20 protein-coding genes and 3 pseudogenes are annotated in these 23545 nt (G+C 70.6%); 5 read left to right on the top strand and 18 right to left on the bottom strand.

Annotated elements, in window-relative coordinates:
- Positions 1-22: 22 nt before the first annotated feature.
- The 4 genes and pseudogenes from ACFY0P_RS18925 to ACFY0P_RS18910 all read right to left on the bottom strand — a co-directional run.
- Positions 23-1084, bottom strand: coding sequence for an aminotransferase class V-fold PLP-dependent enzyme (locus ACFY0P_RS18925; protein ID WP_388913844.1), 1062 nt, complete (start codon positions 1082-1084; stop codon positions 23-25).
- 97 nt (positions 1085-1181) lie between these two features.
- On the bottom strand, positions 1182-1898 hold the full coding sequence (locus ACFY0P_RS18920) for a DsbA family oxidoreductase (protein ID WP_388913842.1): 717 nt from the start codon (positions 1896-1898) through the stop codon (positions 1182-1184).
- A gap of 64 nt (positions 1899-1962) precedes the next feature.
- Positions 1963-2466 carry a GNAT family N-acetyltransferase gene (locus ACFY0P_RS18915; protein ID WP_388913839.1) on the bottom strand — a complete coding sequence of 168 codons (504 nt, stop codon included), beginning with the start codon at positions 2464-2466 and terminating at the stop codon, positions 1963-1965.
- A pseudogene (locus ACFY0P_RS18910) lies at positions 2463-3025 on the bottom strand (GlxA family transcriptional regulator); the annotation flags it as partial. The pseudogene ACFY0P_RS18910 and the gene ACFY0P_RS18915, both read right to left, overlap by 4 nt.
- Here ACFY0P_RS18910 and ACFY0P_RS18905 point away from each other — a divergent pair.
- Positions 3026-4101: pseudogene (locus ACFY0P_RS18905) on the top strand (MFS transporter); the annotation flags it as partial.
- Here the strand turns inward: ACFY0P_RS18905 and ACFY0P_RS18900 are convergent.
- Both ACFY0P_RS18900 and ACFY0P_RS18895 read right to left on the bottom strand, forming a co-directional pair.
- Positions 4061-4669: a DUF1349 domain-containing protein gene (locus ACFY0P_RS18900; RefSeq protein WP_388913837.1), complete on the bottom strand. Its 609-nt coding sequence runs from the start codon at positions 4667-4669 to the stop codon at positions 4061-4063. The pseudogene ACFY0P_RS18905 and the gene ACFY0P_RS18900 sit on opposite strands and share 41 nt — an antisense overlap.
- Before the next feature lie 209 nt (positions 4670-4878).
- On the bottom strand, positions 4879-6408 hold the full coding sequence (locus ACFY0P_RS18895; protein ID WP_388913834.1) for an aldehyde dehydrogenase (NADP(+)): 1530 nt from the start codon (positions 6406-6408) through the stop codon (positions 4879-4881).
- Between the two features lie 156 nt (positions 6409-6564).
- On the opposite strand from ACFY0P_RS18895, the gene ACFY0P_RS18890 reads away from it, so the two are divergent.
- Both ACFY0P_RS18890 and ACFY0P_RS18885 read left to right on the top strand, forming a co-directional pair.
- Positions 6565-7338 carry an IclR family transcriptional regulator gene (locus tag ACFY0P_RS18890; RefSeq protein ID WP_351694752.1) on the top strand — a complete coding sequence of 258 codons (774 nt, stop codon included), beginning with the start codon at positions 6565-6567 and terminating at the stop codon, positions 7336-7338.
- Positions 7339-7434: 96 nt separating this feature from the next.
- Positions 7435-8895 carry a peptidoglycan D,D-transpeptidase FtsI family protein gene (locus ACFY0P_RS18885; protein WP_388913831.1) on the top strand — a complete coding sequence of 487 codons (1461 nt, stop codon included), beginning with the start codon at positions 7435-7437 and terminating at the stop codon, positions 8893-8895.
- A gap of 113 nt (positions 8896-9008) precedes the next feature.
- Here the strand turns inward: ACFY0P_RS18885 and ACFY0P_RS18880 are convergent, their stop codons facing one another.
- A complete protein-coding gene (locus ACFY0P_RS18880) occupies positions 9009-10460 on the bottom strand; it encodes an NCS2 family permease (RefSeq protein ID WP_388913827.1) in 1452 nt (483 codons plus the stop codon).
- A 294-nt stretch (positions 10461-10754) separates the two neighbouring features.
- Between ACFY0P_RS18880 and ACFY0P_RS18875 the strand changes: the two genes are divergently transcribed.
- Positions 10755-11327: a SigE family RNA polymerase sigma factor gene (locus tag ACFY0P_RS18875; protein WP_388913824.1), complete on the top strand. Its 573-nt coding sequence runs from the start codon at positions 10755-10757 to the stop codon at positions 11325-11327.
- Positions 11324-12175 (top strand): hypothetical protein, encoded by an 852-nt coding sequence (locus tag ACFY0P_RS18870; RefSeq protein WP_388913821.1) that lies wholly within the window; start codon positions 11324-11326, stop codon positions 12173-12175. The genes ACFY0P_RS18875 and ACFY0P_RS18870 overlap by 4 nt, the downstream gene beginning before the upstream one ends.
- 98 nt (positions 12176-12273) lie before the next feature.
- Here the strand turns inward: ACFY0P_RS18870 and ACFY0P_RS18865 are convergent, their stop codons facing one another.
- The 11 genes and pseudogenes from ACFY0P_RS18865 to ACFY0P_RS18815 form a co-directional block, all read right to left on the bottom strand.
- Entirely contained in the window at positions 12274-12825 is a 552-nt protein-coding gene (locus tag ACFY0P_RS18865) for a hypothetical protein (protein ID WP_388913818.1), read from the bottom strand.
- A gap of 191 nt (positions 12826-13016) precedes the next feature.
- Complete coding sequence (locus tag ACFY0P_RS18860; protein ID WP_388913815.1) at positions 13017-13814, bottom strand: HAD family acid phosphatase; 798 nt, start codon at positions 13812-13814, stop codon at positions 13017-13019.
- 166 nt (positions 13815-13980) lie between these two features.
- Positions 13981-15093: a chondroitinase-B domain-containing protein gene (locus tag ACFY0P_RS18855; protein ID WP_388913812.1), complete on the bottom strand. Its 1113-nt coding sequence runs from the start codon at positions 15091-15093 to the stop codon at positions 13981-13983.
- A 32-nt stretch (positions 15094-15125) separates the two neighbouring features.
- Positions 15126-16238, bottom strand: coding sequence for a pectinesterase family protein (locus tag ACFY0P_RS18850; RefSeq protein ID WP_388913809.1), 1113 nt, complete (start codon positions 16236-16238; stop codon positions 15126-15128).
- Positions 16239-16329: 91 nt separating this feature from the next.
- On the bottom strand, positions 16330-17616 hold the full coding sequence (locus ACFY0P_RS18845; RefSeq protein WP_388913806.1) for a polysaccharide lyase family 1 protein: 1287 nt from the start codon (positions 17614-17616) through the stop codon (positions 16330-16332).
- Between the two features lie 43 nt (positions 17617-17659).
- Positions 17660-18436 (bottom strand): rhamnogalacturonan acetylesterase, encoded by a 777-nt coding sequence (locus tag ACFY0P_RS18840; RefSeq protein ID WP_388913803.1) that lies wholly within the window; start codon positions 18434-18436, stop codon positions 17660-17662.
- Between the two features lie 137 nt (positions 18437-18573).
- Complete coding sequence (locus tag ACFY0P_RS18835; protein WP_388913800.1) at positions 18574-19908, bottom strand: ABC transporter substrate-binding protein; 1335 nt, start codon at positions 19906-19908, stop codon at positions 18574-18576.
- A 23-nt stretch (positions 19909-19931) separates the two neighbouring features.
- A pseudogene (locus ACFY0P_RS18830) lies at positions 19932-20387 on the bottom strand (glycoside hydrolase); the annotation flags it as partial.
- A 20-nt stretch (positions 20388-20407) separates the two neighbouring features.
- Positions 20408-21547, bottom strand: a complete 1140-nt coding sequence (locus tag ACFY0P_RS18825) for a Gfo/Idh/MocA family protein (protein ID WP_388913797.1) — start codon at positions 21545-21547, stop codon at positions 20408-20410.
- Positions 21548-21617: 70 nt separating this feature from the next.
- Positions 21618-22502: a carbohydrate ABC transporter permease gene (locus tag ACFY0P_RS18820; protein WP_388913794.1), complete on the bottom strand. Its 885-nt coding sequence runs from the start codon at positions 22500-22502 to the stop codon at positions 21618-21620.
- On the bottom strand, positions 22499-23434 hold the full coding sequence (locus tag ACFY0P_RS18815) for a carbohydrate ABC transporter permease (RefSeq protein WP_388913791.1): 936 nt from the start codon (positions 23432-23434) through the stop codon (positions 22499-22501). Before ACFY0P_RS18815 ends, ACFY0P_RS18820 begins: the two co-directional genes overlap by 4 nt.
- Positions 23435-23545 lie beyond the last annotated feature (111 nt).

Below are 23545 nucleotides of genomic sequence, written 5' to 3'. Positions count from 1 at the left end.
GGAACAGCCGGGACCCGCCGGGTCAGCCCGCGAGGGCGTCGAGCAGGCGGTCGACGTCGGCGGGCGTGTTGAAGAGGTGGAAGGCCGCGCGCAGGTTGCCCGCACGGTTGGAGACCTCGATACCGGCCCGGCTCAGCTCCTGCTGCCGGCCGCCGAGCCCGGGGACCGAGACGATCGCCGAGCCGGGGGCGGGCACCGGCTCGTGTCCGAGGTCCGCGAGCCCGGTGCGGAACCGGTCGGCGAGGCCCACGTCGTGGGCGTGCACGGCGGTCGCGCCGAGCTCCTCGATCAGGTCGAGCGAGCGGCGCAGGCCGGCGAACGTGAACAGGGCGTGGGTGAGGTCGAACCGCCGGGCGGAGTGGGCGAGTTCGGCGACCGGGCCGTAGCAGCTGTCCCACGGCTCCTCGCCCGCGACCCAGCCCGCGAGCAGCGGGGTCAGCCCGCCGAAGTCCTCGGGGAGCACTAGGAAGGCCACGCCGTGTGGGCCGAGCAGCCACTTGAAGGAGACGGACGCGGTGAAGTCGTACGCGTCGGCGTCCACCGGCAGCCAGCCGGCGGCCTGGGAGAAGTCGACGTAGGTATGGGCCCCGTGGGCGCGGGCGGCCTCGCGCAGCGCGGGCAGGTCGGCGAGCCGGCCGTCCGCCGACTGGACCGCGCTGACCGCCACGAGGGCGGTGTCCGGACGGACGGACTCGGCGATGCGCTCCAGCGGCACCGCGCGGACCTTCAGGTCACCGCGGACGTGGAACGGGTTCAGTACGGAGGTGAAGTCGTCCTCCGCGGTGAGGACTTCGGCGCCGGCCGGCAGCGCGGCGGCGATCACCCCGGAGTGCGCGGCGACCGAGGCGCCCGCCGCGACCCGGGTGGCCGGGACGCCGGCGAGCCGGGCGTAGGCGGCCCGGCACGCCTCCACGTCCTCGTAGAGCGAGGTCAGCGGCCGGCCCTCGGCCCGCAGCAGCGCCGCCCGGTGCAGGGCGGCCACGGTGCGGGCGGGCAGCAGGCTGTTGCTCGCGGTGTTGAGGTAGGTGGTCTTCGGGGCGAACTCGGCGCGGACGAGGCTCTCGAACGTCTCCGTGGTCTCCATGCGTCCACTCTGCGGCCCGGGGAACCCCCCGTCCATTGCGGATTTTTACACGGAACCGCTAAGCGACCCTTATATGACGCCCCTGACCTGGGCCTTCTCAGTGCTGCGGCACCGCGCACCCGTCCGGCCCACAGGCCTCCGCGCCGCCCTCGTCGATCAGCTTCAGCGGGGAACGCGCACCCCAGGCCTGGCTGAGCGCCTGCGTGAACACCTCGGCGGGCTGGGCCCCCGAGACCCCGTACTTCCGGTCGAGGACGAAGAACGGCACCCCGTTCGCACCGAGCTCGGCGGCCTCGCGCTCGTCCGCCCGGACCTCGTCGGCGTAGCGGGACGGGTCGGCGAGCACCTCGCGCACGGCCGCCGCGTCCAGCCCAGCCTCCACGGCCAGCTCCACGAGCCGGTCCTCGCCCTCGCTGAAGACGGACCGCTCCTCGGCGAAGTTGGCCCGGTACAGGATCTGGATCAGCTCGTCCTGGCGGCCCTGCTCCTTGGCGAAGTGCAGCAGCCGGTGCATGTCGAAGGTGTTGCCGTGGTCGCGCCCCCGGGTCCGGTACTCGAGACCCTCGGCGGCGGCCTGCGCGCCCAGGTTCTCCTCGCCCGCCTGGGCCTGGGCCTCGCTCATGCCGTACTTCTTGCTGAGCATGGCGAGCACCGGCTGGACGTCGTCCTTGGCGCGGCCGGGGTCCAGCTCGAAGGAGCGGTGCACCACCTCGACGTCGTCGCGGTGCGGGAAGGCGGCCAGCGCCTTCTCGAAACGAGCCTTTCCGACATAGCACCAGGGGCAAGCGATATCGGACCAGATCTCGACGCGCATGTTGTCGGCTCTCCAGGTAGTGACAGGAACTCTCTCAACTACCTGAACCTTCAATCAGCCCGCTTCATTCCCCGCCCACCGCGTACCGCAGGTACAGGTGGTGGTCCCCCTCGGCCGGCGGGTTCTCCGGGTCCGGCACCCAGCCCTGGCGGGCGTAGAAGGCCTGGGCCCGCCGGTTGTCGACGTGCACGTCCAGCACGGCGGTCCGCCTGCCGTCGGCCCGCCACTGCTCCAGACAGGCGGCGTGCAGGGCGGTGCCGACACCGGCCCGCCAGCGCGCGGGGTCGACGTGGAACTGGAACAGCTTGACCGTTTCGGCGGTGGCGCCCTCCGGGGTGCGGAAGGAGGCGACCCCGATGATCGCCCCCGCCTCCACCACGCACAGCACCTGGCCGTCCGGCCGCTCGACGGCGCCGCGCCAGGCCGCCGTCCAGTCGACGCCGTCGTCCGGGAGGCCGTCCGGGTAGTACGTCGACCGGGCCCGGTGGTGCAGTGCGGCGATGGCTTCCGCCTCGGCGGACACGGCCGTCCGGATCACCCGGATCCCCTTCGCGTGGTCACTGATCATGCAAGGGAGGACGAGACCGCGTCCGCGCCGGTTCCGAGCCGGCTGAACTGGGCGCGGTAGGCGCTCGGGGTCAGTCCGGTGCGGCGCACCAGGTGGGTGCGGAGGGAGTCGGCGGTGCCGAGGCCGCAGGCGGCGGCCACCCGGTCCATGGGCGGCGTGGTGGTCTCCAGCAGCTCCCTGGCCCGTTCGACGCGCTGGTGCAGCAGCCGCTGCAGCGGGCTGACCCCGCTCTCCGCGTGGAAGCGGCGGGTGAGGGTGGCACCGAGACCCCGGCGTGCCGGGCCAGGTCGGTGAGAGTGAGCGGCTTGTCGAGGTTGCGCATGGCCCAGCCCCGGGTGTCGGCGCAGGCGCTGCCGCGCTCGGGCGGCAGCGGGGTGTGGGTGAACTGGGTCTGCCCGCCCGGCCGTACCGGCGCGACCAGGGTGAGGCGGGCGACCTCGTTGGCGACGGCGGCTCCGTGGTCGGTGCGGATGAGGTGCAGGCACAGGTCGATGCCGGCGGCGTAGCCGGAGGAGGTGAGGAACGGGCCGTCCTGGGCGTAGAGGACGTCGCCCTGGACCTCGCCTCGGCGGCCTGCGGCCTGGCGCCGACCCTGCCGGTGCTGATCGGCGCGCGCGTGGTGCAGGGCGCCGCGGCGGCCGTCGTCCTGCCCGCCTGCCTCTCCCTGGTGCGGCACGCGTACGCGGATCCCGTCCGGCGCACGCGGGCGGTGGCGCTGTGGGGGGCGGCGGCTCGGTCGCGCTGGCGCCGGGCCCGGTGGCGGGCGGCGCGCTGACCGCGGCCTGGGACTGGCGCGGGATCTTCTTCATCAACCTGCCGCTCGGGGCGGTCACCCTCCTGCTGCTGGTGCGCGCACCGCGCTCGGAGCGCCGCCCGGCCCCGCTGGACCTGCCCGGCCAGCTCACCGCCGTCGTCACCCTCACCGCCCTCACCTTCGCGGTCATCGAGGGCGGCACGACGGGACTCGCGGCCTTCGCCGTGGCACTGGCCGGCGCCGTCCTGTTCGTCCGCGTCGAGCGCCGGCAGGCACATCCGGTCGTCCCACCGGAGCTGTTCCGGGACCGGGCGGTACGGGTGTCCGTGGCGGCCGGGGTGGCGTGCAGCGTGGCCTTCTACGGCGTGGTGTTCCTCTTCTCGCTCTTCCTCCAGCAGGTGCAGGGCCGTTCGGCGCTGTACACCGGGCTGCTGTTCCTGCCGATGTCCGGGCTGATCGGGCTGACCAACGTGCTGTCCGGGAAAATGGCCGCCCGCCACGGGCCGCGGCTGCCGATGCTGATCGGCCAGGCCCTGGCCGCGGCCGGCCTGCTGGGCCTGCTCGCCGTCGGCTCCGGCACGCCCGCCGCCGTGGTGGCCGTCCTGCTCGTCCCGATGGCGGTCGGCTGCGCGCTGACCGTGCCGCCGCTGACCGTGGTGATGATGGACGCCGTGCCGGCCGAGCGGGCGGGGCTGGCGGCCGGGGTGCTCAACGCGGCCCGGCAGGTGGCCGGCGGACTCGGGATCGCGGTGTTCGGCGCCCTGGTCGGCGGCGGCTTCGCGGCCGGGATGCGGGCGAGTCCGGTACTGGCCGCGGCCCTGTTCGCAGCGACCTTCGCCCTCAGCTTCCGTCGCGCAGGTCGGCCGGCCAGTCGGGCCTGAACTCGATGTGGTCGTACGTCACCACACAGCCCTCCCCCATCGGCGACTGGGTCATGAAGCCGACCAGTGCGCCTTCCGTCTCCTTCTCGCCGCCCAGGGTGAACAGCCGGACGAAGACCCACTTCTTGCCGTCACGGGAGGCGTGGAAGGCGAGCGCCCGCCCGGTCCGGCTGATCCGCAGCCAGACCGAACTGCCCTCCACGGTGAAGGAGTTGGCGTCGTCGGAGTGTCCCCGGGTGACCACGGTGCAGACGGTGGGCACGTCCGGGGAGTTCTCCAGGCAGAGCTTGGCCCAGGCCCGGTCGCCGACATGGACGTACAGCACACCGGCGTCGAAGGCGGCACCGAACCCGACGGTGACCCGGGCGATCAGCTGGAAGTCCCCTTCGGGCGCCCCCAGCAGCCGGGGCGCGTCCGAGGCGGGATCCAGCGCCTCCCCAGTGGGCGACACAAACCGGTCCTGCCGGGCCCCGGCCCACCCGGTGAGCACCCCGTCTTCATAGAACCAGTGCCCGTCGGGCCCGTAGGTACGGAGAGGAAAAGGAAGTTCGGGAAGTTCGACGTCCATGGTCAGATTCTGTCAGCAGAACCATTGAACTCGCTCAGGGGCAGCCAACCTGAAGGGGCGCGGAGCCGAGCCTGGAAGCCAGGGCAGGCCCAGCCGACCTCAAGGGGCGTTGGGGGTACCCCCGGCCGAAGGCTGGGGGAGGAACTGCGCGAGCAACCACGGACAACCCGCAGCCGCCGACGCACCCCGCACCCCGCACCCCCACGGCGCTAACGCTCCAGAACCCCGTTGAACCGCCGAGGAAGCCCCAGCGGATTGTCATCCTTCAACTCGGCCGGCAGCAGAGCCTCCGGGGCCCCCTGATAGGCCACCGGCCGCAGCCACCGCTCAATGGCCGTACCGCCCACGGAAGTCGACGTGGACGTGGTGGCCGGGTAGGGCCCGCCATGATGCTGGGCCGGGGCCACCGCGACCCCCGTCGGCCACCCATTGACCAGCACGCGACCGGCCAGCGGCGTCAGCTCCGCCAGGATCTCCGCCCCGAGCCCCTCCCCCGCGGCCTCCTCGGCAGAGACATGCACCGTCGCCGTGAGGTTCCCCGGCAGCCGCGACAGCACCGCCGTCGCCTCCCCCCGGTCCTCGTAGCGGACCACCACGGTCACCGGCCCGAAGCACTCCTCCAGGAGCAGGTCGTACGCCCCGGCCTCGGCCAGCCTGGCCGCCGGCACCGTCAGGAACCCGGCGCTCACGGTGTGCTCGCCGCCCGCCCCGGGCGTCACCGGGCTCTCCACGTCGGGGAGTTCGGCGCGCTCGGCGACCCCGGCGACGAAGTTGTCCCGCATCCGGTGGTCGAGCAGCACGCCCGCGTCGGTGTTGCTGACCGCGTCGGTGAGGGACTTGAGCAGGCCGTCACCGGCGGCGCCGGCCGGCACCAGCACCAGGCCGGGCTTCACGCAGAACTGCCCGACGCCCAGCGTCATCGACCCGGCGAGCCCGGTGCCGATCTCCTCGGCCCGCTCGGTGGCCGCGGCCTCGGTGACGAGGACCGGGTTCAGCGAGCCCAGCTCGCCGTGGAAGGGGATCGGCACCGGCCGCGCGGCGGCCGCGTCGAAGAGCGCGCGCCCGCCCCGGACGGACCCGGTGAAGCCCGCGGCGGCGATCAGCGGATGCCTGATCAGCTCGATGCCGGCCTCGAAGCCGTGCACGAGACCGACCACGGCCTCGGGGATGCCGTTCGCGGCGGCGGCCCGGCGCAGCACCTTGGCGACCAGCTCGGACAGGGCCGGGTGGTCGGGGTGGGCCTTGACGACCACCGGGTTGCCGGCCGCCAGCGCGCTCGCGGTGTCGCCGCCGGCGACGGAGAAGGCGAAGGGGAAGTTGGAGGCCGAGTAGACGGCCACCACACCCAGCGGCACCTTGTAGCGGCGCAGGTCCGGAATGGGCGGAGTGGCGGTGGCGTCGGGGTGGTTGATGATGACGTCGAGGAAGGCGCCCTCGTCGACGATGTCCGCGAAGGCCCGCAGCTGGTAGCCGGTACGGGCGAGCTCTCCGGTCAGCCGGACGGGGCCGAGCGCGGTCTCCGCGTCGGCGGCCTCGACCAGCCGGTCCTTGGCCGCGTCGAGTCCGGCGGCGGCCGAGCGCAGGAAGGCCGCGCGGACCGTGCGGTCGGCGAGGGAACCGCGGGCGGCGTGCGCGGCCGTGACGACGGCGTCGACCTCCTCGGCTGTGGCCTCCACCGCAACCTGCTCACGCTGCTTCCCGGTGCGCGGGTCGACACTCCAGACTGGTGCTGCTGCCACCGCGGGTCCCTCCATGGTTGCGTCCTGCCGCGATATCCGGGTCTTTTCCGGGTCATCCACCAGGGACGTTCGATATACTGAACGCTGTCTCTGATGATGAATATGCTGTTGGAGACTATAACCTCGGTTTCTCGTCCAACGAAGGGGTCAAGGGCGATGTCGGCAGGCGAGACAGGCGGCGGGGCACAGGTCAAGTCCGCGGTACGGACCGTGGAATTGCTCGAGTACTTCGCCGGCCGGCCCGGAATGCACTCCCTCGCGGCCGTCCAGGAGGCCGTCGGGTATCCCAAGTCCAGCCTCTACATGCTGCTGCGTACCCTGGTGGAGCTGGGCTGGGTGGAGACGGACGCGACCGGCACCCGGTACGGCATCGGGGTCCGGGCCCTGCTGGTCGGCACCTCGTACATCGACGGCGACGAGGTGGTCGCGGCGGCCCGCCCGACCCTGGACCGGCTCTCCGACGACACCACGGAGACCATCCACCTGGCGCGCCTCGACGGCACGAACGTGGTCTACCTGGCCACCCGCCAGTCGCAGCACTACCTGCGCCCCTTCACCCGGGTCGGCCGCCGCCTGCCCGCGCACTCCACCTCGCTCGGCAAGGCGCTGCTCGCCACCCACACCGACGAACAGGTCCGCAAGCTGCTGCCGGAGACCCTGCCGGCGCTGACCGAGCACACCCTCACCGACCGCGAGAAGCTCATCGAGGAGCTCCACCAGATCCGCGAGCAGGGCTTCGCGATCGACCGCGAGGAGAACACGCTCGGGCTGCGCTGCTTCGGCGTGGCGATCCCCTACCGCACCCCGGCCCGCGACGCGATCAGCTGCTCGGTGCCGGTGGCCCGCCTCACCCCCGCCCACGAACAGATGATCAAGGACGCCCTGTTCGACGCGCGGGACCGCCTGACACTGGCCACGCGGCGGCTCTGACCCGGGGCGGGGCCCGTACGCCCCGTATGAGCGGACGATGAGAAATCCAGCCCTACGGGAACGGACACCCCGCCTTCGCTCGTCTGTCTGAGCGGGATGAACAAGACGATCAGGCGGGCGTCCGTCTTCGCGCTGCTGCTCGTGGTCACTCTGCTGGTCAGGGCGACATGGGTGCAGTTCTACGACGGTCAGGCCCTCGCGGACGACACGGACAACCGGCGCAATGCGATCGAGACGTACTCGCAGCCGCTCGGGAACATCATCGTGGCCGGTGAGGCGATCACCGGCTCGACCCAGACCCTGAGCAACAGCGATCTCAAGTACAAGCGCACGTACACGAACGGCAAGCTGTACGCGGCGGTGACGGGCTACGCCTCGCAGAGCTATGCCCCGACCCAGCTGGAGGGCATCTACCAGGACCTGCTCAATGGCACCGACAGCCGGCTCAAGACGGTGATGGACACGGTCACCGGCGAGCGCGCCGAGCCGGGCAACGTGATCACGACGATCGACCCCGCGGTGCAGAAGGCCGCGTACAACGCGCTCGGTGACAAGAAGGGCGCGGCGGTCGCGATCGACCCGAAGACCGGCAAGATCCTGGCGGTCGTGTCGACCCCGTCGTACGACCCCTCCTCGCTCACCGACGCCAACACCGCCGGTACGGCCTGGAAGAAGCTGAACGCCGACAGCGACAAGCCGCTCACCAACCGGGCGCTGCGCCAGCCGCTGCCGCCGGGCTCGACGTTCAAGCTGGTGGTCGCGGCGGCCGCCCTGGAGGACGGCCTCTACGCGAACGTCAACGTCAAGACCGACAGCCCCAACCCGTACACCCTGCCCGGCACGACGACCCCGCTGAAGAACGAGAGCACCTCGGCGCCCTGCGAGGACGCCTCGATCCGCACGGCCCTGCGCTACTCCTGCAACAACGTCTTCGGCAAGATGGCCGTCGATCTCGGCCAGGACAAGGTCAGGGCGATGGCCGAGAAGTTCGGCTTCAACGACGGCAAGCAGGACGTGCCGGTGCGCGCCTACCCCAGTGTCTACCCCTCGGACATGGACAAGGCCCAGACCGGCCTCTCCGGCATCGGCCAGTTCGACGTCACGGCGACCCCGCTCCAGATGGCCATGGTGTCGGCCGCCATAGCCAACGGCGGCAAGCTGGTCTCGCCGCACATGGTCTCGCAGATCACCGACAGCGGCGGCGACGTGCTGAAGGACTACGACGACGAGGCGGGCAGCAAGCAGATCGTCAGCTCCTCGACCGCGGAGCAGCTCCAGTCCGCGATGCAGACGGTCGTCGAGGACGGCACGGGCACGAACGCCCGCATCGACGGCGTGACGGTGGGCGGCAAGACGGGCACGGCCCAGCACGGCGAGAACAACAGCAAGACGCCGTACGCCTGGTTCACGTCGTTCGGCAAGTCCGACAGCACCGGCAAGGAGGTCGCGGTGGCGGTCCTGGTCGAGCAGTCGGACGCGGCCCGGTCGGAGGTCAGCGGCAACGGGCTGGCGGCGCCGGTGGCCAAGGCCATGATGGAAGCGGCGTTGAAGAACTAGGGGGTTCTCTGCGCGATCGGCCGCGGGTTTCGTCGTGGCTGGTCGCGCCCGCGCGGCGGTAGCCGCGAATCGACTACCGCCCCGCGCCCCTTACGGGGCGCTCCACCCCCGCGTTACTTCACACCCAGCACCTGCTCCACCGGATCAATCGCGAAGTACACGAGGAACAGCGCCGACACGGCCCACAACAGCCAGTTGACCTCCTTCGCCTTCCCCAGCACCGCCTTGATCACGACGTACGCCAGGAACCCCGCCCCGATGCCGTCGGTGATGGAGTAGGTGAACGGCATCGCGGCGATCGTCAGGAACGCCGGGATGGCGATCTCGTACCTGTCCCAGTCGATGTGCTTGACGTGGGTCATCATCAGGAAGCCCACGGCGATCAGCGCGGGCGCCGCCGCCTGCAGCGGGACGATGGTCAGCAGGGGCGTGAGGAAGAGGGCGAGACCGAACAGTCCGCCGGTGATCAGGTTGGCGAACCCGGTGCGCGCCCCCTCCCCCACCCCCGCCGCCGACTCGATGTACGCCGTGTTGGAGGAGGCCGAGCCGAGGCCGCCGGCCACCGCCGCCGCGCCGTCGATGAACAGCACCCGCCCGATGCCCGGCACCTGTCCCTGCTCGTCGAGCAGCCCGGCCTCCGCGCTGATGCCGACGATCGTGCCCATGGCGTCGAAGAAGTCGGACAGGATCAGGGTGAAGACCAGCAGTACGGCCGTGAGGACACCGGCCTTGCCGAATCCGCCGAACAGGCTGAAGTGACCGATGAGCCCGAAGTCGGGCGTGCCCACGACCTTGTCGGGGATCTTCGGCGTGGTCAGGCCCCAGCTCTTGATGTCGGCCGCGGAGTTGATGACGATCGCCACCACGGTCATCGTGACGATGCTGATCAGGATCGCGCCCTTCACCTTCCGCGCGACCAGCGCGATGGTCAGGAGCACGCCGACACAGAAGACGAGCACGGGCCAGCCGGTGAGCCGTCCGACGGCACCCAGCTGTACCGGCACGGTGGTGTCCGCGGCGTCCGGGATCCGGCTGACGAAGCCTGCGTCGACGAAGCCGATGAACGCGATGAAAAGGCCGATTCCGACGCCGATCGCCTGCTTCAGCTGCTGCGGGATGGCGTTCATGATCGCCTCGCGCAGACCGGTCAGGACGAGCACACAGATCAGCAGGCCTTCCAGGACGACCAGGCCCATCGCGTCGGACCAGCTCATCAGCGGCGCCAGCTGGAAGGCCACGACGGCGTTGAGGCCGAGGCCGGCCGCGATGGCGAGCGGCAGGTTGCCGCCGACGCCCATGATGATCGTCATCACACAGGCCACCAGCGCGGTGGCGGTGACGAGCTGGCCGGTGTCGAGGGTGTGGCCGAACTTGTCCTTGGCGCTGCCGAGGATGATGGGGTTCAGGACAAGGATGTAGGCCATGGTGAAGAACGTGGCGAAGCCGCCGCGTATCTCCCGGCCGAAGGTGGAGCCCCGTTCGGAGATCCTGAAGAACCGGTCGACGCCGTTCCCGGCAGGTGGCGCGGCCCCCTGCGGCCGGGCCGCCTTCTGCGTCTCGGACATGGTCGAACTCCTCGTCCCCTGAGCGTGCGTGTGCGGATGCTGGCTGGATTGTTCCCGCGTCGCACCGGTTTCAGGTTTTTCCCGTGTTACGGAATCACCCTCGGTGTGGTTCGGTGGACCACACCGCGTCCGGCTCCTCGCACGGGGCGCACCGAACCCCCGCACCGCACACACGAAATGATCACTGCTACGCTCCCGATCTCGCCGGAACGTTCCTTCGGACATCCGCGATGTCATCGCATGTCCTCGCATGTCACTTGCATGACACAGAATCCCTGACAGAAGAGGTCACCCGTGGGCACAGTCGTCGACGACGCCGCCTCCGTGGAGTTCCACGCCTTCTTCGAACGCCACTACGCCGAACTCTCGCGTCTCGCCCATCTGCTGACCGGTGAGGCGGACGCCGCCGACGACCTGGCCGCGGACGCCCTGCTGGCGCTGTGGCACCGCTGGGACCGGGTACGGGCCGCCGACCACCCGGTGGCCTATGCCCGGGGTGTCGTCGCCAACCTGGCCCGCACCCGCATCCGCAGCGCCGTGCGCGAGCGGCGCCGGATCGCCCTGTTCCGGTCGCACCGCGAGGAGACCACCGAGCACCCGGACGTCGCCGGAGTGGTCGACGTGCAGGGGGCGCTGGCCCGCCTGCCGTTCCGCAAGCGGGCGTGTGTGGTGCTCCGGCACGCGTTCGACCTGTCGGAGAAGGACACCGCGCTCGCCCTGGGGATCTCGGTGGGTACGGTTAAGAGCCAGACCTCGAAGGGCATGGCGGAGCTGCAGCGGCTGCTCGGGAACTCCCAGGGTGTTCCGCAGCGGGTGCACGCGGCGATGGCGCCGCGGACCGGTGAGAGCGGAGGAAGGAACCGATGAGGCAGCAGGACGTGCACGACGAGCTGCGCGCCCGGCTGCACGAGGCGGCCGAGGCGCACGAACCCGACCGTGCCCGCATCCTGGCCCGGGTCGAGCGGGGCATGGCCGCACAGGGCCGCCCGAGTCATCGGGCCACCCTTCCGCCCGTGTTCGGCTGGGTCCGGGTGGTCAGCGCCACGGCCGCGGTCGCCGCGGTCCTCGGCATCGGCGGCTACGCGGTCGCCTCGGCCGTGAAGGACACGCCCACCGAGAGGACCGTCTCGGTCTCCCCGACGCCCTCCGCGTCCCCGGACGCCACCAGCAGGCCGCCGTCCCGCACGGCAGCCCCGCCGGCCCCGAGGGTGCCTTCGAAGGGCTCGTCCGCCAAGGCGAGTGCGACGCCCACGCCGACCCCGAAGACCTCCGCCACCCCGGCGGCACCCGTCGCCAAGGGCGAGGAGGACGGCCCGCTCTGGTCCGACGGCTTGGTGGACCCGCACAGCAACGACTTCTGGGCGCAGTCCGACGTGACCCTGAAGACCTCCCGGCAGCTGACGGCGCTCACCGTCCGGTTGAAGGTGGCCCAGACCGGCGGGGTGGCCGACACCGGGGCCTGGCGCTCGCTGCCGGAGACCGACTTCACGCAGACGGTGACCGAGCAGGACGGCTTCCTGGTCTACACGTGGACGCTCAAGCCGGGCAGCGAGGTCGCGGTCGGCGAGTGGGTGTTCGCGGGCCAGTACAACCACGAGCAGGGCGGCCGCGACGCGAAGAACGACAGCTACACGATCACCGGCACGGCGGCGGGCAGGCAGTACGCGGTGACGGGCGACTTCACCACCCACACGACAGCCGGCGGCGACTCATAGGAGAACAGTGCCTCCCCGCGCCCACAGGGGCGCGGGGGGACCCCCGGCCGAAGGCTGGGGGAGGAACTGCGCGACCGGCCACGACGAAACCCGCGGGGTCAGTTCATGGTCGCGCCGACGGTGGTGGACCCCGTGGTCAGGAAGGTGGTCGCCGGCAGGGAGCCGTCGGAGCCACGCGCCCCGTACGCGGTCGTCGCGTCGGTCGACCTGAACGCGGGCGTGCTCACGCCGCTGTCCCAGGTGTTCGCGGCGGACACGGCCCGGGACCCCAGCTTGTCCGCCCCGCCCTTGTCGCCCACCGCGAGGTTGCGTGCCAGCCGGGCCTTGCCGGTCTCGCCGTCGATCCTGACCTTCTCGCCGTTGTACGCCTTGAGCGTGATGCGCTGGGAACCGGTGCCGCTGACCGTCGACTTGAGGGTGGCGGTCCGGTAGTAGGTGCCCGCGCGCACCTCGATGACGGTACCGGCGACGGCGTTGGCCACGGCCGACTCCAGCTGGGCGGTGGTGGAGACGGTGACCGAGCTGGTGGCGGCCTGGGCACCGCCGTTCGACAGGCCGAGGTAGACACCCCCCGCCCCCGCGGCGACGGCCACCGCCGCGGCGATCGAGAGGGTACGCGTCCTGCGGTGACGTCCGGTGCTGAAGCGCACTGGCCGTTCCTTTCCGTGACATCCGTGACATCCGTGACGTCCGTGACGTCCGTGACGTCCGTGACGTCCGTGACGTGCTGAACGTGCTGGACGTGATCGACGAGGGAGCGAAACGGGCCGGAGGGGCCGCACCGGCCCGTTTCTGTCCCCCAGTCGCCACCGCGGCCGGAAAGGGTTGCCGCGAACCTCGGCTACGACACGAAGTACGTCGGGTTCGGCAGCTTGTATATGCGGTTCGCGTAGCCGCCGTCCAGGTCCGAGTACTGGTCGCCGAAGTTGGCGACGATGTCGTACCCGAGGTCGTCCTCGATGTGCTTGCGAGTGCCGGACTTGTACTGCACGGTCGTGCAGGTCCAGGTGCCCGGGGTGGCGCAGGCGCTCAGGTAGGACGGCGGGTTGGCCTTGTCCTTGAGGAACATGTGGGCGGCGTCGAGGTTGACGTCGGCGCCGATCTTCTTCAGGTTCTCGACGGCGGCGGTGCGCTGCGCCTCACTGAGCCCCGAGTTGTAGAAGACCTCGACGCCCTTGCTCTGCGCGTACTGGACGAGTTCGGCGCTGCCGAACACGCCCGGACGGTCGGCCTTGTTGACGTAGTCGGCCCATGTGGTCGAGTTGTAGGTGTAGTTGTAGCGCTTCTCGTAGTCGAGGCTGAGCAGCAGCGTGTCGTCGATGTCGAAGACGACCGCGGGCTTCTCGCCCTTGCGGTGCGCCTTGCGCGCGGCCCGGTCGATGTACCGCTGGGCGTCCGCGTCGATGCGCGCCAGGTCCTTGGCGTAGGGGCTGGTCGGCGAGGCCTGGTAGACGCCGTTGGCGTCGGCGGCGGTGCCGTAGTAGGTGTCGATGTCCTTCACCAGGAGCCCGATGTTGTACGGCTCGTGCGTGGAGTTCGCGGTCGACTGGCCGGCCGTGGCGGCACCGGCGCCGTAGAGGGCACCGCCGGCGAGCGCACAGGCCGAGGCGATCGCCGCGAGACGAAGTGACTTATGCATGACAGGAGTTCTACGCGCGTCACCGGGGTGGGCGCGAGACCCGTTGCCCGATCGATATCTCATCGGCGGGCAAAAAACGGGTCAAGCGCCCTGGACGGAGGCCTTCCGGTTGTCCCGGTCCGGCCGGTTGTCCCGGTCCGGCCGTCTGTCCCGGTCCGGTCACGGGTCAGTTCATGGTGGCTCCGATGGTCGTGCTCCCCGTCGTCAGGAAGGTGGTCGCCGGCAGCGACCCGTCCGACTGGCGGGCGTTGTACGTGGTGGTCGCGTCCGTCGACTTGAAGGCGGGGGTGCTGATGCCGCTGTCCCAGTTGTCGCCGGCGGACACCACCGAGGAGCCCTTGCTGACCAGCCCGCTGCCGTTGCCCACCGCGAGGTTCTTGCCGAGCCGGGCCGCGCTGGTGGCGAAGTAGTAGCCCCAGCCGCCGTTGGCGTAGGCGGTGGTGCGGTTGATGGCGATCGCGCCGGTGTTGGAGTTCTCGGTGAACCCGTTGCCTGCGTTGCCCCAGGCGGCCGAGTTGTTGACGACGTGCGCGACGGTGACGCCGTTGCCGCCCAGCTTGTAGCCGTTGCCGTTGCCCTCGAAGGCGGAGTCGCCCCAGCGGTTGACGCCGTTGCCGAAGGACCAGGTGTGCTCGATGGTGACCGGGGACGAGAACGACCAGAGGTCGATGCCGTCGTCCGAGTTGTTGTACAGACGCGCGCCGGTGACGAGGTTGCCGGTGCCGGAGCCGAACTTGATGGCGACGCCGTCGGCGTTCTGGCCGTGCGTGGCGGCGTCGTAGTTGCCGTACGAGTCGAGGTTCCTGACCGTGTTGTTCACGGTTCCGTCCCCGGTCAGGGTGAAACCGGAGTCGCCGCCGTCGATGGTCTTGATGTTGCTCCAGTTGGTGCCGGTGCAGGACTGGCAGACGACCGCGCTGTCCGGGGAGTTCTGGAACGTGATGCCGGAGACGTTCCAGTAGTCCGCGGTCAGCTTGAAGATCCACTGGCCGGAGGGCAGCGAGGAGCCGTCGATCTTGACCGTCTCCGAGCCGTACGCGGTGAGCGTGACCGGCGCGGAGGATGTGCCGTTGGCGGTGGACTGGAGGGTGGCCGTCGGGTAGTACGTGCCGCCGCGGACCTGGATGACCGTGCCGGCGGTGGCGTTCTTGATGGCGTGGGACAGGTCGGTGGAGTTGCTGACCACGACGGTCGCCGCGTGCGCCGGGGTGGCGATCACGGCGAGACCGAGGGACGCCGTGGTGACGGCGAGGGCGGTGAAGGTGCTGATACGACGCATGACGTGCGGGTCCTTTCGTCGATCAGAGCGATTCAGAGTGAGCGGACGGGTTTCCAGTCGCCGAGGTAGCCGGCGGGGGTGTGCGACGCGGCCTCGGCGGCGGTGAGCTGGGGCCGGTTCTCGGGGACGGTGATCACCGCGCCCGGCCCGGAGTTGCGGTACTCGCGGAACCGCATGGACTGCCAGGGGTAGGCGTCCCGCATGTTCGTGTAGGGCGCGACGGGATCGATCCCGGGGCCGATGAGACTGTCCCGCACGACCAGCGAGGGCCAGGCGGTGGTCTCGTACGTCGGCACCCAGGGCCGCGCCAGCTTGTACGCCCCGTCCTCCGCGCCGGAGGAGAACCGGCAGCGGACGGCGAGGAACCCGTGCGGGTCGGCACGGGCTGTCGAGGGGGCGAACACCATGCCCTTGGGGGTGAAGGCCACGTCCCGTTGCAGGGTGCGGAAGTGGCACCCCTCGTAGACGGCCGTGGCCCGCCCGAAGACGAAGTCGACGTCACCCTCGACATGGCAGCGCTCGAAGTACTGCCGGGCGAACACCCCCGGGGCCGTCGAGTCGGCGTACAGGGTGTCCTGGTGGCCGAGGAACCGGCAGTGGTGGAAGGCGCTGCGGTCGCCCTGCACCTTGAGGGCGACGGCCTGGGTGGCGCTGATGTCGGGGTGGTCGGCGCGCAGCCAGTCGTTGGCGAAGGTGATCCAGCGGGCGGTGAAGCCGTCGGCCTGCACGGTGGTGGTGGCGGAGCCGGTGGTGCCGTAGGTCCCGCCGCCGGGCTTGGGGGTGCCGGCCGCGTTGTCGTGAACGATGACGACGGCACGCGGGTTCTCGGCGGCGCCGATCCAGGTGGCCTCGGTGCGGGTGGTGTCGACGGCGACCGTCTCCCGGTAGACGCCCGGGGCGAGGACCAGCGTCCAGCCGCCACCGGTGGCGGCGGTCACGGCGGCCTGGACGGTGGTGAAGTCGCCTCGGCCCTGGGGGTCGACGTACAGGGTTTGCGGGCTGCGGCGGCGCTCCGGGGAGCCGTACCGCCCGAAGGGGCGGGCGGTGGCGTGCGCGGGAAGGGCGGTCAGGGCGAGCGCGGCGCCCGCCCCGGCGCCCGCGGCGAGGAAACCCCGTCTGGACCGGGGAAGGTGGGGCGAGGACATGCGGGTGCTCCTTGGCGAGGGAGAGGGGTGGCGGTACGTCCTTTGCGGGGAGGGTGGGGCGGTCGGGCCCCGGCCCGGTCACGCACGCGCGTCAGCGCAGCCGGCCGGCGCCCGCGCCGCAGTCGACGATGCGCGGCACGGCCTGCGCCGGGTCGATCCTCGTGCGCAGGGTCGGGGTCCAGGTGGCGCCTGCGGTGAGGGTCTCGGCCGGGATCTGCGCGTTGTGGACGGCGATCAGGTCCGTCGGTTCACCGTTGACGTAGTTGTCGTCGGCGGTGAGCGTCGACTCCTTCCACTTCTTCAGGATCGAGCCCGCCTTGACGCTGTCGGGCAGGGTGAACGCGTTGTGTTCGGCCACGAGTTGGGAATCGATCCCGATGCCGTAGCTGTAGCCGTAGCCGTCCTCGGCGACGAAGTGGTTGTTGTACGAGTCGACCTGCCCGAACCGCACCCGGGGCGCCCGCTCCACCAGGTTGCTGAACAGGTTGTGGTGGAAGGTGACCTTGAGGTGTCCCCGGTCGACGGCCGCGGTGGACGCGCTGTCGCTGTTGCCGATGAGGATCGTCTTGTCGTGGTCCGCGAAGACGTTCCAGGAGGCGGTGACGTGGTCGGCGCCCTTGACGATGTCCAGCTCGCCGTCGTGCTGTTCGTAGATCCGCCCGAAGTAATACGGAAGCGTGCTGTCCGGATGATCGCCGTCGGTGAACGTGTTGTGGTCCATCCACACATGGGTCGACCCGTAGACGACCGCGCTGTCGTACTCGGAGTTCCAGTTGCCGTCGGCGGTGTCGGTCGGGTCCCACTGCGGGAAGCAGTCGAGGGGGCTCTCGAAGCTCAGGTTGCGGACGATGACGTTGTCGACGGCCTTGATCTGCAGGCTGGCGCCCTTGAAACCGGCGTCCTGGCCGATGCCGACGATGGTGGTGTCGGCCGGGACGTACGCCTTGATGTAGGCGTCCTGGGCAGCGGCGGAGGCGCGGCGCAGCCCCTCCGGGCTGTCGTCGGGCTCGTTGTCCAGGTTGGTGGAGCGGCCCCAGGCCTCCGGTGAGTACGTGGCGAGGTAGGCGTCGAAGTCGTAGCCGGGCACGGCGAACGAGTCGCAGCTCGGTCCGTCCGCGTCGATCGTCCCCCTGACTCTGATGATCTTCGGCGCGCTGCCGCCGTCGGCGAGGGCGGCCTTGAACTGGTTCCAGGTGGTGACGGTGTAGACGTGGGCGGAGTCGGCGGCGGCCCCGCCGGTGGTGCCGGTGGTGGCCGCTCCCCAGCCGTCGTTCGCGGCCAGCACCTGCCGCTCGAGCGCGACCCCGCGCGGGGCCGCGGCCGAGGCGGTTCCGGTCACGGCCAGCACGAGAGCCGTGCAGCCCACGACCGCCATCATGACGCGTCCATGACATTTCTGTGTATGCACTGTACGGGTCTCCTCAGCTTGTGGGCGGCCAGGTGATCCAGGAGGTGGGGACGGACTGGTGCAGCCGGACGACGTCGTGCCGGGCCAGCACCCGGGTGCGCAGCAGCTCCTGCGCCACGAGCCGGGCCACGGCGATGGCCCCCGGCGGGTTGAAGTGCGTGTTGTCCTGCTCGGTGTCCGTCCAGTTGAAGTACGTCTTGGTCGCCTCGACCCCGAGCGACTGCCAGAGCGCGAGCGACAGCGCCTCGATGTCCAGCAGCGCGACCCGCTCCTGCGCGGCGAGCGCCCGCATGGCCGCCGGGTAGTCGCCGTGGGTCGGCACGGCGTTGCCGTCGGCGTCGAACCGCCGCCGCTCGACGGGCGTGGCGAGCACCGGCCGGGCACCGTGTGCGCGGGCGCCTACGATGTAGAGCCGCAAGTAGTCCTGGTAGGTGGTCCAGGGCTCGGTGTACCGGGTGGGGTCGTCGCTCTTCTCGTCGTTGTGCGCGAACTGGACGAGCAGCAGATCGCGCGGCCGGATACCGGCGAGGATGGCGTCGAGCCGCCTCTCGTCGACGAAGCTCCTGGAACTACGGCCGTTGACGGCGTGGTTGGAGACGCCGATCTCTTTCCGTAGGAAAAAGGGGAGCGCCATTCCCCACCCGGTCTCCGGCGTCGCGTCCGCGTATTTCTGGGCGGCGGTGGAGTCCCCGGCGATGTAGAGCGTGCGATGAATCCTCTCGGGAGAACGACCGACGAGAGGAACGGCGGCAAGCGCCGCGGATGTTGCCTGTCTGCGCGTAAGGGGCACGAGGGCCGCCTTTCAAACAGGGGATGAGATGTCCTGCCTGGGGGCGCGGGACCGTATTCGATGTGCGGCTGCCGTTGCGTGGGCACGACCAGCCACAACGAGCCGGCAGTCCCCCGCGACCGCAACCACCCGAGCTCTCAGTGGTTCTTCTTCCAGTCCGCCTGAGCCTTGTCAATCTGATCGGCCAGCGTGGCCAGGAACTCCTTCGCCGTCATCTTCCCGAGCAGCACCTTCTGGAAGTTCGGCTCGTTGTCGGCCTTGGAGACGGTGTTCCAGTCCGGCAGGTAGTAAGGAAGCTGCACGATCTTGGTCGACGCCCCGTTCAACGCCTCGGCAGCCAGCTTCGTCGGCTCCGACGCCTGGACCCAGGCATCCTGCGCCGCCTCGTTGTTCGCCGGCACCTGCCCCGCCGACTCGTTCCACTTGCTGTTGGCCCCGTGGGACGCGGCGAACTCGATGAACTTCCAGGCGGCGGCCTTGTTCTTGCCGGACTTGAAGAGACCGAGACCGTCGACGGGGTTGGAGACCTGCACCCGGGTCCCGTCGTCCAGCGTCGGATTCGGAATCCCCTTGAACTTCCCGCTCAGCGCTTTCTCGTGGTCGCCATAGGAACCGAGGTTGTGGCTCAGCATCCCGATCGTGCCGGAATCCCACTGCGCGACCATCTTGGTGAAGTCGTTGTTGACGTCCGCGGACGGGGTGTCCTTCTTGTACAGCCCGACGTACTTCTCCAGGGCGGCGACGTTCTCCGGATCGTTGACGGTGGTCTTGTCACCGTTCCAGAAGGTGGTGATCCCGCTCTGCCCGTACATGGCGTCCAGCGCCTGGGCGATGGATCCCTCGCCGCCCCGGATGGTGTACCCGAACCTGTTCTTCGCCTGGTCGGTGAGTTTGTCGGCGGCCTCGTAGAATTTCGCCCAGGTGGTCGGCGGGTCCAGCTCGGCCGCGCTGAACAGGTCGGTCCGGTACCAGAGCGTGCCGTTGTTCGCGGAGGTCGGCACGGAGTACGTCTTTCCGTCGCCGCCCGCCGACTTCACGCTCTCCAGGAACTTCTCGTTGAGCTTGCCGTTCAGCGAGCTCTTCGTGAGCCGGCTGTCCAGCGGTTCCAGCGCGCCCTGCGCGGCGACCTCCGCGAGCATCGCGGTGGTGACCCCGCCGACGTCGGGCAGCCCGCCGCCCTGGATGGCGGTGTCGTACTTGGACTGGACACTGGCGGCGGGCACCCCGACGTACTTGACCTTGATGTCGGGGTTCTGTTTCTCGAAGTCGGCGATGATCTCCTTCCAGACGTCGGTGCGGACACCGCCGTTGTTGTCCCAGAAGGTGATCGTGCCCTTCCCGGAGCCCTCGCCGCCCTTGTCGCCCGCGCTGCCGCTGCCGTCGTCGCCGCAGGCGGTGGCGGTCAGTGCGAGCACGGAGCCCAGGGCGACGGCGACGGCCGCGCGCCTGCTTCTGCGGATGCTGCTCTTCATCGATCGGCTCTCTTCTGTCGGTGTCAGCAGGGAGTGACGCGGAAGTGCGTGAAGGTGGCGGACCCGGCGGCGCCCGGTCCCTCGGGCGCGGCGGCGAAGAGCCCGAGCAGGGCGCCGCCCCAGCGCCAGGGCGTGGCGGCGAACACCGGTCCGGACGGCACGAAGCCCGCCCGACGTCGTACGAGAACCGGCAGCGTGCCCCCGCGCCGATCTCGATCCGCAGCCTGGCCCGGCCCTCGGGCGCCTGGCAGCCCCGGGACGCGTCCCGCTCCCGGTCCGCGGCGGCCTCCGCGAACCGGTGGACGAGCCGCACGCCCCCCGCCCGGCCCGTACTCCAGCCCGATCCAGCCGAAGGCGTCCCCGAGCACCGCGAGCCCCGCCCGCGCGCCCGTCTCCCGGCCGTCCAGCCGCAGTTCGACCTCGACCGCACACGGCGCCCCGGGCAGCCGCTGGGTCAGCACGTGCGGCAGCCGGCGCAGGTACGTCGGTCCGTCATCCGTCATGTGCGCACCTCGTTCGGCGGGGCCCAGGGGGCACCCAGTTCGGAGTAGAGGGAGAGGGTGTCGGCGCAGGCCGCGACCAGTTGGTCGATGCCGGTCACCACCCGGCGCCCGTCCTCGGGCAGGTGGTGCCAGGCGTCGGCGGGCAGCGCGACCGGGTCGTCGGCCAGTCGAATCGCTTCAACGACCTTCATGAACGCGCCGGTCGCGTCCGGCTCCACCAGCAGGGCGGCGCCGGTGGTGAGATGGTCGGCGAGGTTCTCCAGCAGGTCCGTGCTGCCGTACTCGATCTCCTCCGGGCCATGGCCCGCCCGCTGCACCAGCACCCGGTCCTGCTTGTACCAGTGGGTAATCCGGCCGCCGGTGCCGTGCACCAGGACGTACGGGTCCCCCGGCTCCTCGGCGCAGAGCGTGGCGGCGACCGTGACCGGGCCGCGCGGGGTGGTGACGCGGACGCAGGAGGTGTCGTCGGACTCGATGTCGTTGGCGCGCAGCAGCTCGGTCTCGATGCCGGTGACGTCCTCGGCGCGGTCGGTGCCGAGCAGGGCGAGGCCGGTGGCGACGGCGTGCGCGAGGGGGTTGGTGAGGACCCCGTCGACGACGTCGACGCCGTTCAGCCGCCGCCTGCCGGCCCAGGGCGCCCGCCGGTAGTAGGCCTCGGGGCGGGCCCAGGCACCCGCGCCGCCCACGCCCCGCACGTCGCCGATGGCGCCCTCCGCGATCAGCCGCCGGATGGCGGGGACGGCGTGCGAGCCCAGCGACTGGAAGCCGATCTGGCAGGCCACGCCCGCCTTGGCGACCCCGTCGGCCATCCGCCGGAACTCGGCGTACGACGGCGCCGGCGGCTTCTCGAGGAGCAGGTGCACGCCCCGCTCGGCGGCCGTCAGGGCCAGGTCCGTGTGGGTGGGGATGGGCGTGCAGATCACCGCGATCCGGGCGCCGGTCGCGTCGAGCAGGGCGCCGAAGTCGGCGGACTGGGCGGGCTGCCCGAGCCCCTCCGGCAGCTCGTCGGCGCCCAGCGGGGTCAGCTCGCAGATGCCGGCGAGCCGTACGATCCCCTTCTCCTGGAGCCGCCGGATGTTCTCCAGGTGCCAGCGGCCGTGGCCGCGCGCGCCCGCCAGGACGAGGTCGATGGTCATGGGGTCCTCCCTGCGTCGTCGATCTTTGCGTGCAGGGTAAGCGTTTTCCCGGGGCCGCCCGTGAGGTGTCTCATCCCTTCACCGCCCCCGCGCTGAAGCCGGTGATCAGCCACTTCTGGATGAAGGCGAAGACGATCACGACGGGTACGGCGGCGATGATCCCGCCCGCGGCCAGCGCGCCCAGGTCCACGCTGTCGGCGCTCATCAGGGTGTTGAGGCCGACCGGGATGGTCTGCTTGCTCTGGTCGGACAGGAACATCAGGGCGAACAGGAAGTGGTTCCAGGCGTGCACGAAGGCGAAGGAGCCGACCGCGACCAGCCCCGGCCGCAGCAGCGGCAGGACGACGATCCGGAAGGCGGTGAGCCGGTTGCAGCCGTCGACCCAGGCGGCCTCCTCCAGGGAGTACGGCACGTTCCTGATGAAGCCGCTGATCAGGATCATCGACAGCGGGAGCTGGAAGACGGTCTCGGCGATGACCACACTGCCGAGCGAGTTGATCATCTGGAGCCTGGCGAAGATCTGGAAGAGCGGGACCAGGAGCAGCGCGCCCGGCACGAACTGGGAGCAGAGCAGGGCCAGCATGAAGCCGCGCTTGAACCGGAAGTCGAAGCGGGCGAGGGCGTAGCCGCCGGCCAGCGCGACGACCGTGGTCAGCAGCAGGGTCGAGACGCCGACGTAGACGCTGTTGGCGAAGTAGGTGCCGAAGCTGCGCTCGGTCCACACCTTCTGGAAGTGGTCGAAGGTGACCGGCCAGGGCACGAGCGAGGTGGAGCCGGCCGGGCGGAGGGCGAAGAGCAGGATCCAGTAGAAGGGGATCAGGGTGAAGAGGAGGTAGATCCCGAGGGGGAGGTAGATCTGCCGGCGGGGGACCTCGTCCCAGGCGCGGCGCCGCTTGTGCGGCCGGGCGGGCCCGGTCACGGCGGGCCTGGTGGCGGGGGCGATCTCGGTGATCACTTCGCCTCGCCTCCGAACTTGCTCAGCCGCAGGTAGCAGATCGAGCAGAAGAGCAGGATCACGAAGGCCACCGTGGTCAGCGCGGAGGCGTAGCCGAAGTCGTGGGCGTCGACACTGGTGTTGGCGATGTAGAGGGGAAGGGTCGTGGTCTCCCCCGCCGGGCCGCCTCCGGTCAGGGTGTAGAGCAGGTCGACGTTGTTGAACTCCCACACCGCGCGCAGCAGCGTGGACAGGACGATGGCGTCCTTGAGGTGCGGCAGCGTGATGTGCCAGAACTGCTCGAGGCGGCTCGCCCCGTCGACCTCCGCCGCCTCGTACAGGTCCTTGGACACGGACTGGAGGTCGGCGAGGATGAGGATGGCGAAGAACGGCACACCCCGCCACAGGTCGGCGACCACGGCGGCCGGGAAGACGGTCGAGGGGTCGGAGAGCCAGCTGGTGCCGTACGACCCGATGCCCGCGTCGGCGAGGTAACGCGTGATGCCGGTCTGGGAGTTGTAGAGCAGCACCCAGATCGCTGAGGTCAGCACACCGGAGACGGCCCACGGCGAGAAGACCAGCGCGCGCCCCAACGCCCGCCCCACGAACGTCTGGTTGACGATCAGCGCCAGCGCCAGCCCGAACAGCAGCTGCAACCCGACTTCCACCACGACCCACTTGGCGCTGAAGGTCAGCGTGTCCCAGAACTGCGGGTCGTGCGCGAAGGCCTGCGTGAAGTTGCCGAGGCCCGCGAAGCCGTTCCGCCAGGGCTTGGTCGGGTTGTAGTTCTGCAGGCTGTAGTAGAAGACGCTGAGCACCGGGTAGGCGATGAAGCCCAGCATCAGCAGGGCCGCCGGGGCGATCAGCAGGTACGGCAGTCTGCGCGGCGTCGCGGGGGCACGGCGCCGCCGGGGTGGCGCGGGCGGTTTCGCCACGGCTGCGGCTTGGGCCATGACCTGTTCTCCGTTCGCGATGGACAGGGGTCGCCCGAAGGGCGTCCGGGAGGGGTGGTGGCCGGGGGACGGGTGGGCAGTCACGGTGTGTGTAGGAAGCGCTTGCTCGAT

The sequence above is a fragment of the Streptomyces sp. NPDC001714 genome (assembly GCF_042892755.1).
Classification (GTDB): domain Bacteria; phylum Actinomycetota; class Actinomycetes; order Streptomycetales; family Streptomycetaceae; genus Streptomyces.
This window is presented reverse-complemented; position numbering and strand designations above follow the sequence as displayed.

Coding starts and splice junctions, on each gene's coding strand:
- ACFY0P_RS18850 (WP_388913809.1), bottom strand. CDS start 16,238: ATGTCCTCGCCCCACCTTCCCCGGTCCAGACGGGGTTTCCTCGCCGCG.
- ACFY0P_RS18920 (WP_388913842.1), bottom strand. CDS start 1,898: ATGCGCGTCGAGATCTGGTCCGATATCGCTTGCCCCTGGTGCTATGTC.
- ACFY0P_RS18870 (WP_388913821.1), top strand. CDS start 11,324: ATGAGGCAGCAGGACGTGCACGACGAGCTGCGCGCCCGGCTGCACGAG.
- ACFY0P_RS18880 (WP_388913827.1), bottom strand. CDS start 10,460: ATGTCCGAGACGCAGAAGGCGGCCCGGCCGCAGGGGGCCGCGCCACCT.
- ACFY0P_RS18835 (WP_388913800.1), bottom strand. CDS start 19,908: ATGAAGAGCAGCATCCGCAGAAGCAGGCGCGCGGCCGTCGCCGTCGCC.
- ACFY0P_RS18860 (WP_388913815.1), bottom strand. CDS start 13,814: ATGCATAAGTCACTTCGTCTCGCGGCGATCGCCTCGGCCTGTGCGCTC.
- ACFY0P_RS18900 (WP_388913837.1), bottom strand. CDS start 4,669: ATGGACGTCGAACTTCCCGAACTTCCTTTTCCTCTCCGTACCTACGGG.
- ACFY0P_RS18815 (WP_388913791.1), bottom strand. CDS start 23,434: ATGGCCCAAGCCGCAGCCGTGGCGAAACCGCCCGCGCCACCCCGGCGG.
- ACFY0P_RS18915 (WP_388913839.1), bottom strand. CDS start 2,466: ATGATCAGTGACCACGCGAAGGGGATCCGGGTGATCCGGACGGCCGTG.
- ACFY0P_RS18925 (WP_388913844.1), bottom strand. CDS start 1,084: ATGGAGACCACGGAGACGTTCGAGAGCCTCGTCCGCGCCGAGTTCGCC.
- ACFY0P_RS18885 (WP_388913831.1), top strand. CDS start 7,435: ATGAACAAGACGATCAGGCGGGCGTCCGTCTTCGCGCTGCTGCTCGTG.
- ACFY0P_RS18845 (WP_388913806.1), bottom strand. CDS start 17,616: ATGATGGCGGTCGTGGGCTGCACGGCTCTCGTGCTGGCCGTGACCGGA.
- ACFY0P_RS18890 (WP_351694752.1), top strand. CDS start 6,565: ATGTCGGCAGGCGAGACAGGCGGCGGGGCACAGGTCAAGTCCGCGGTA.
- ACFY0P_RS18855 (WP_388913812.1), bottom strand. CDS start 15,093: ATGCGTCGTATCAGCACCTTCACCGCCCTCGCCGTCACCACGGCGTCC.
- ACFY0P_RS18825 (WP_388913797.1), bottom strand. CDS start 21,547: ATGACCATCGACCTCGTCCTGGCGGGCGCGCGCGGCCACGGCCGCTGG.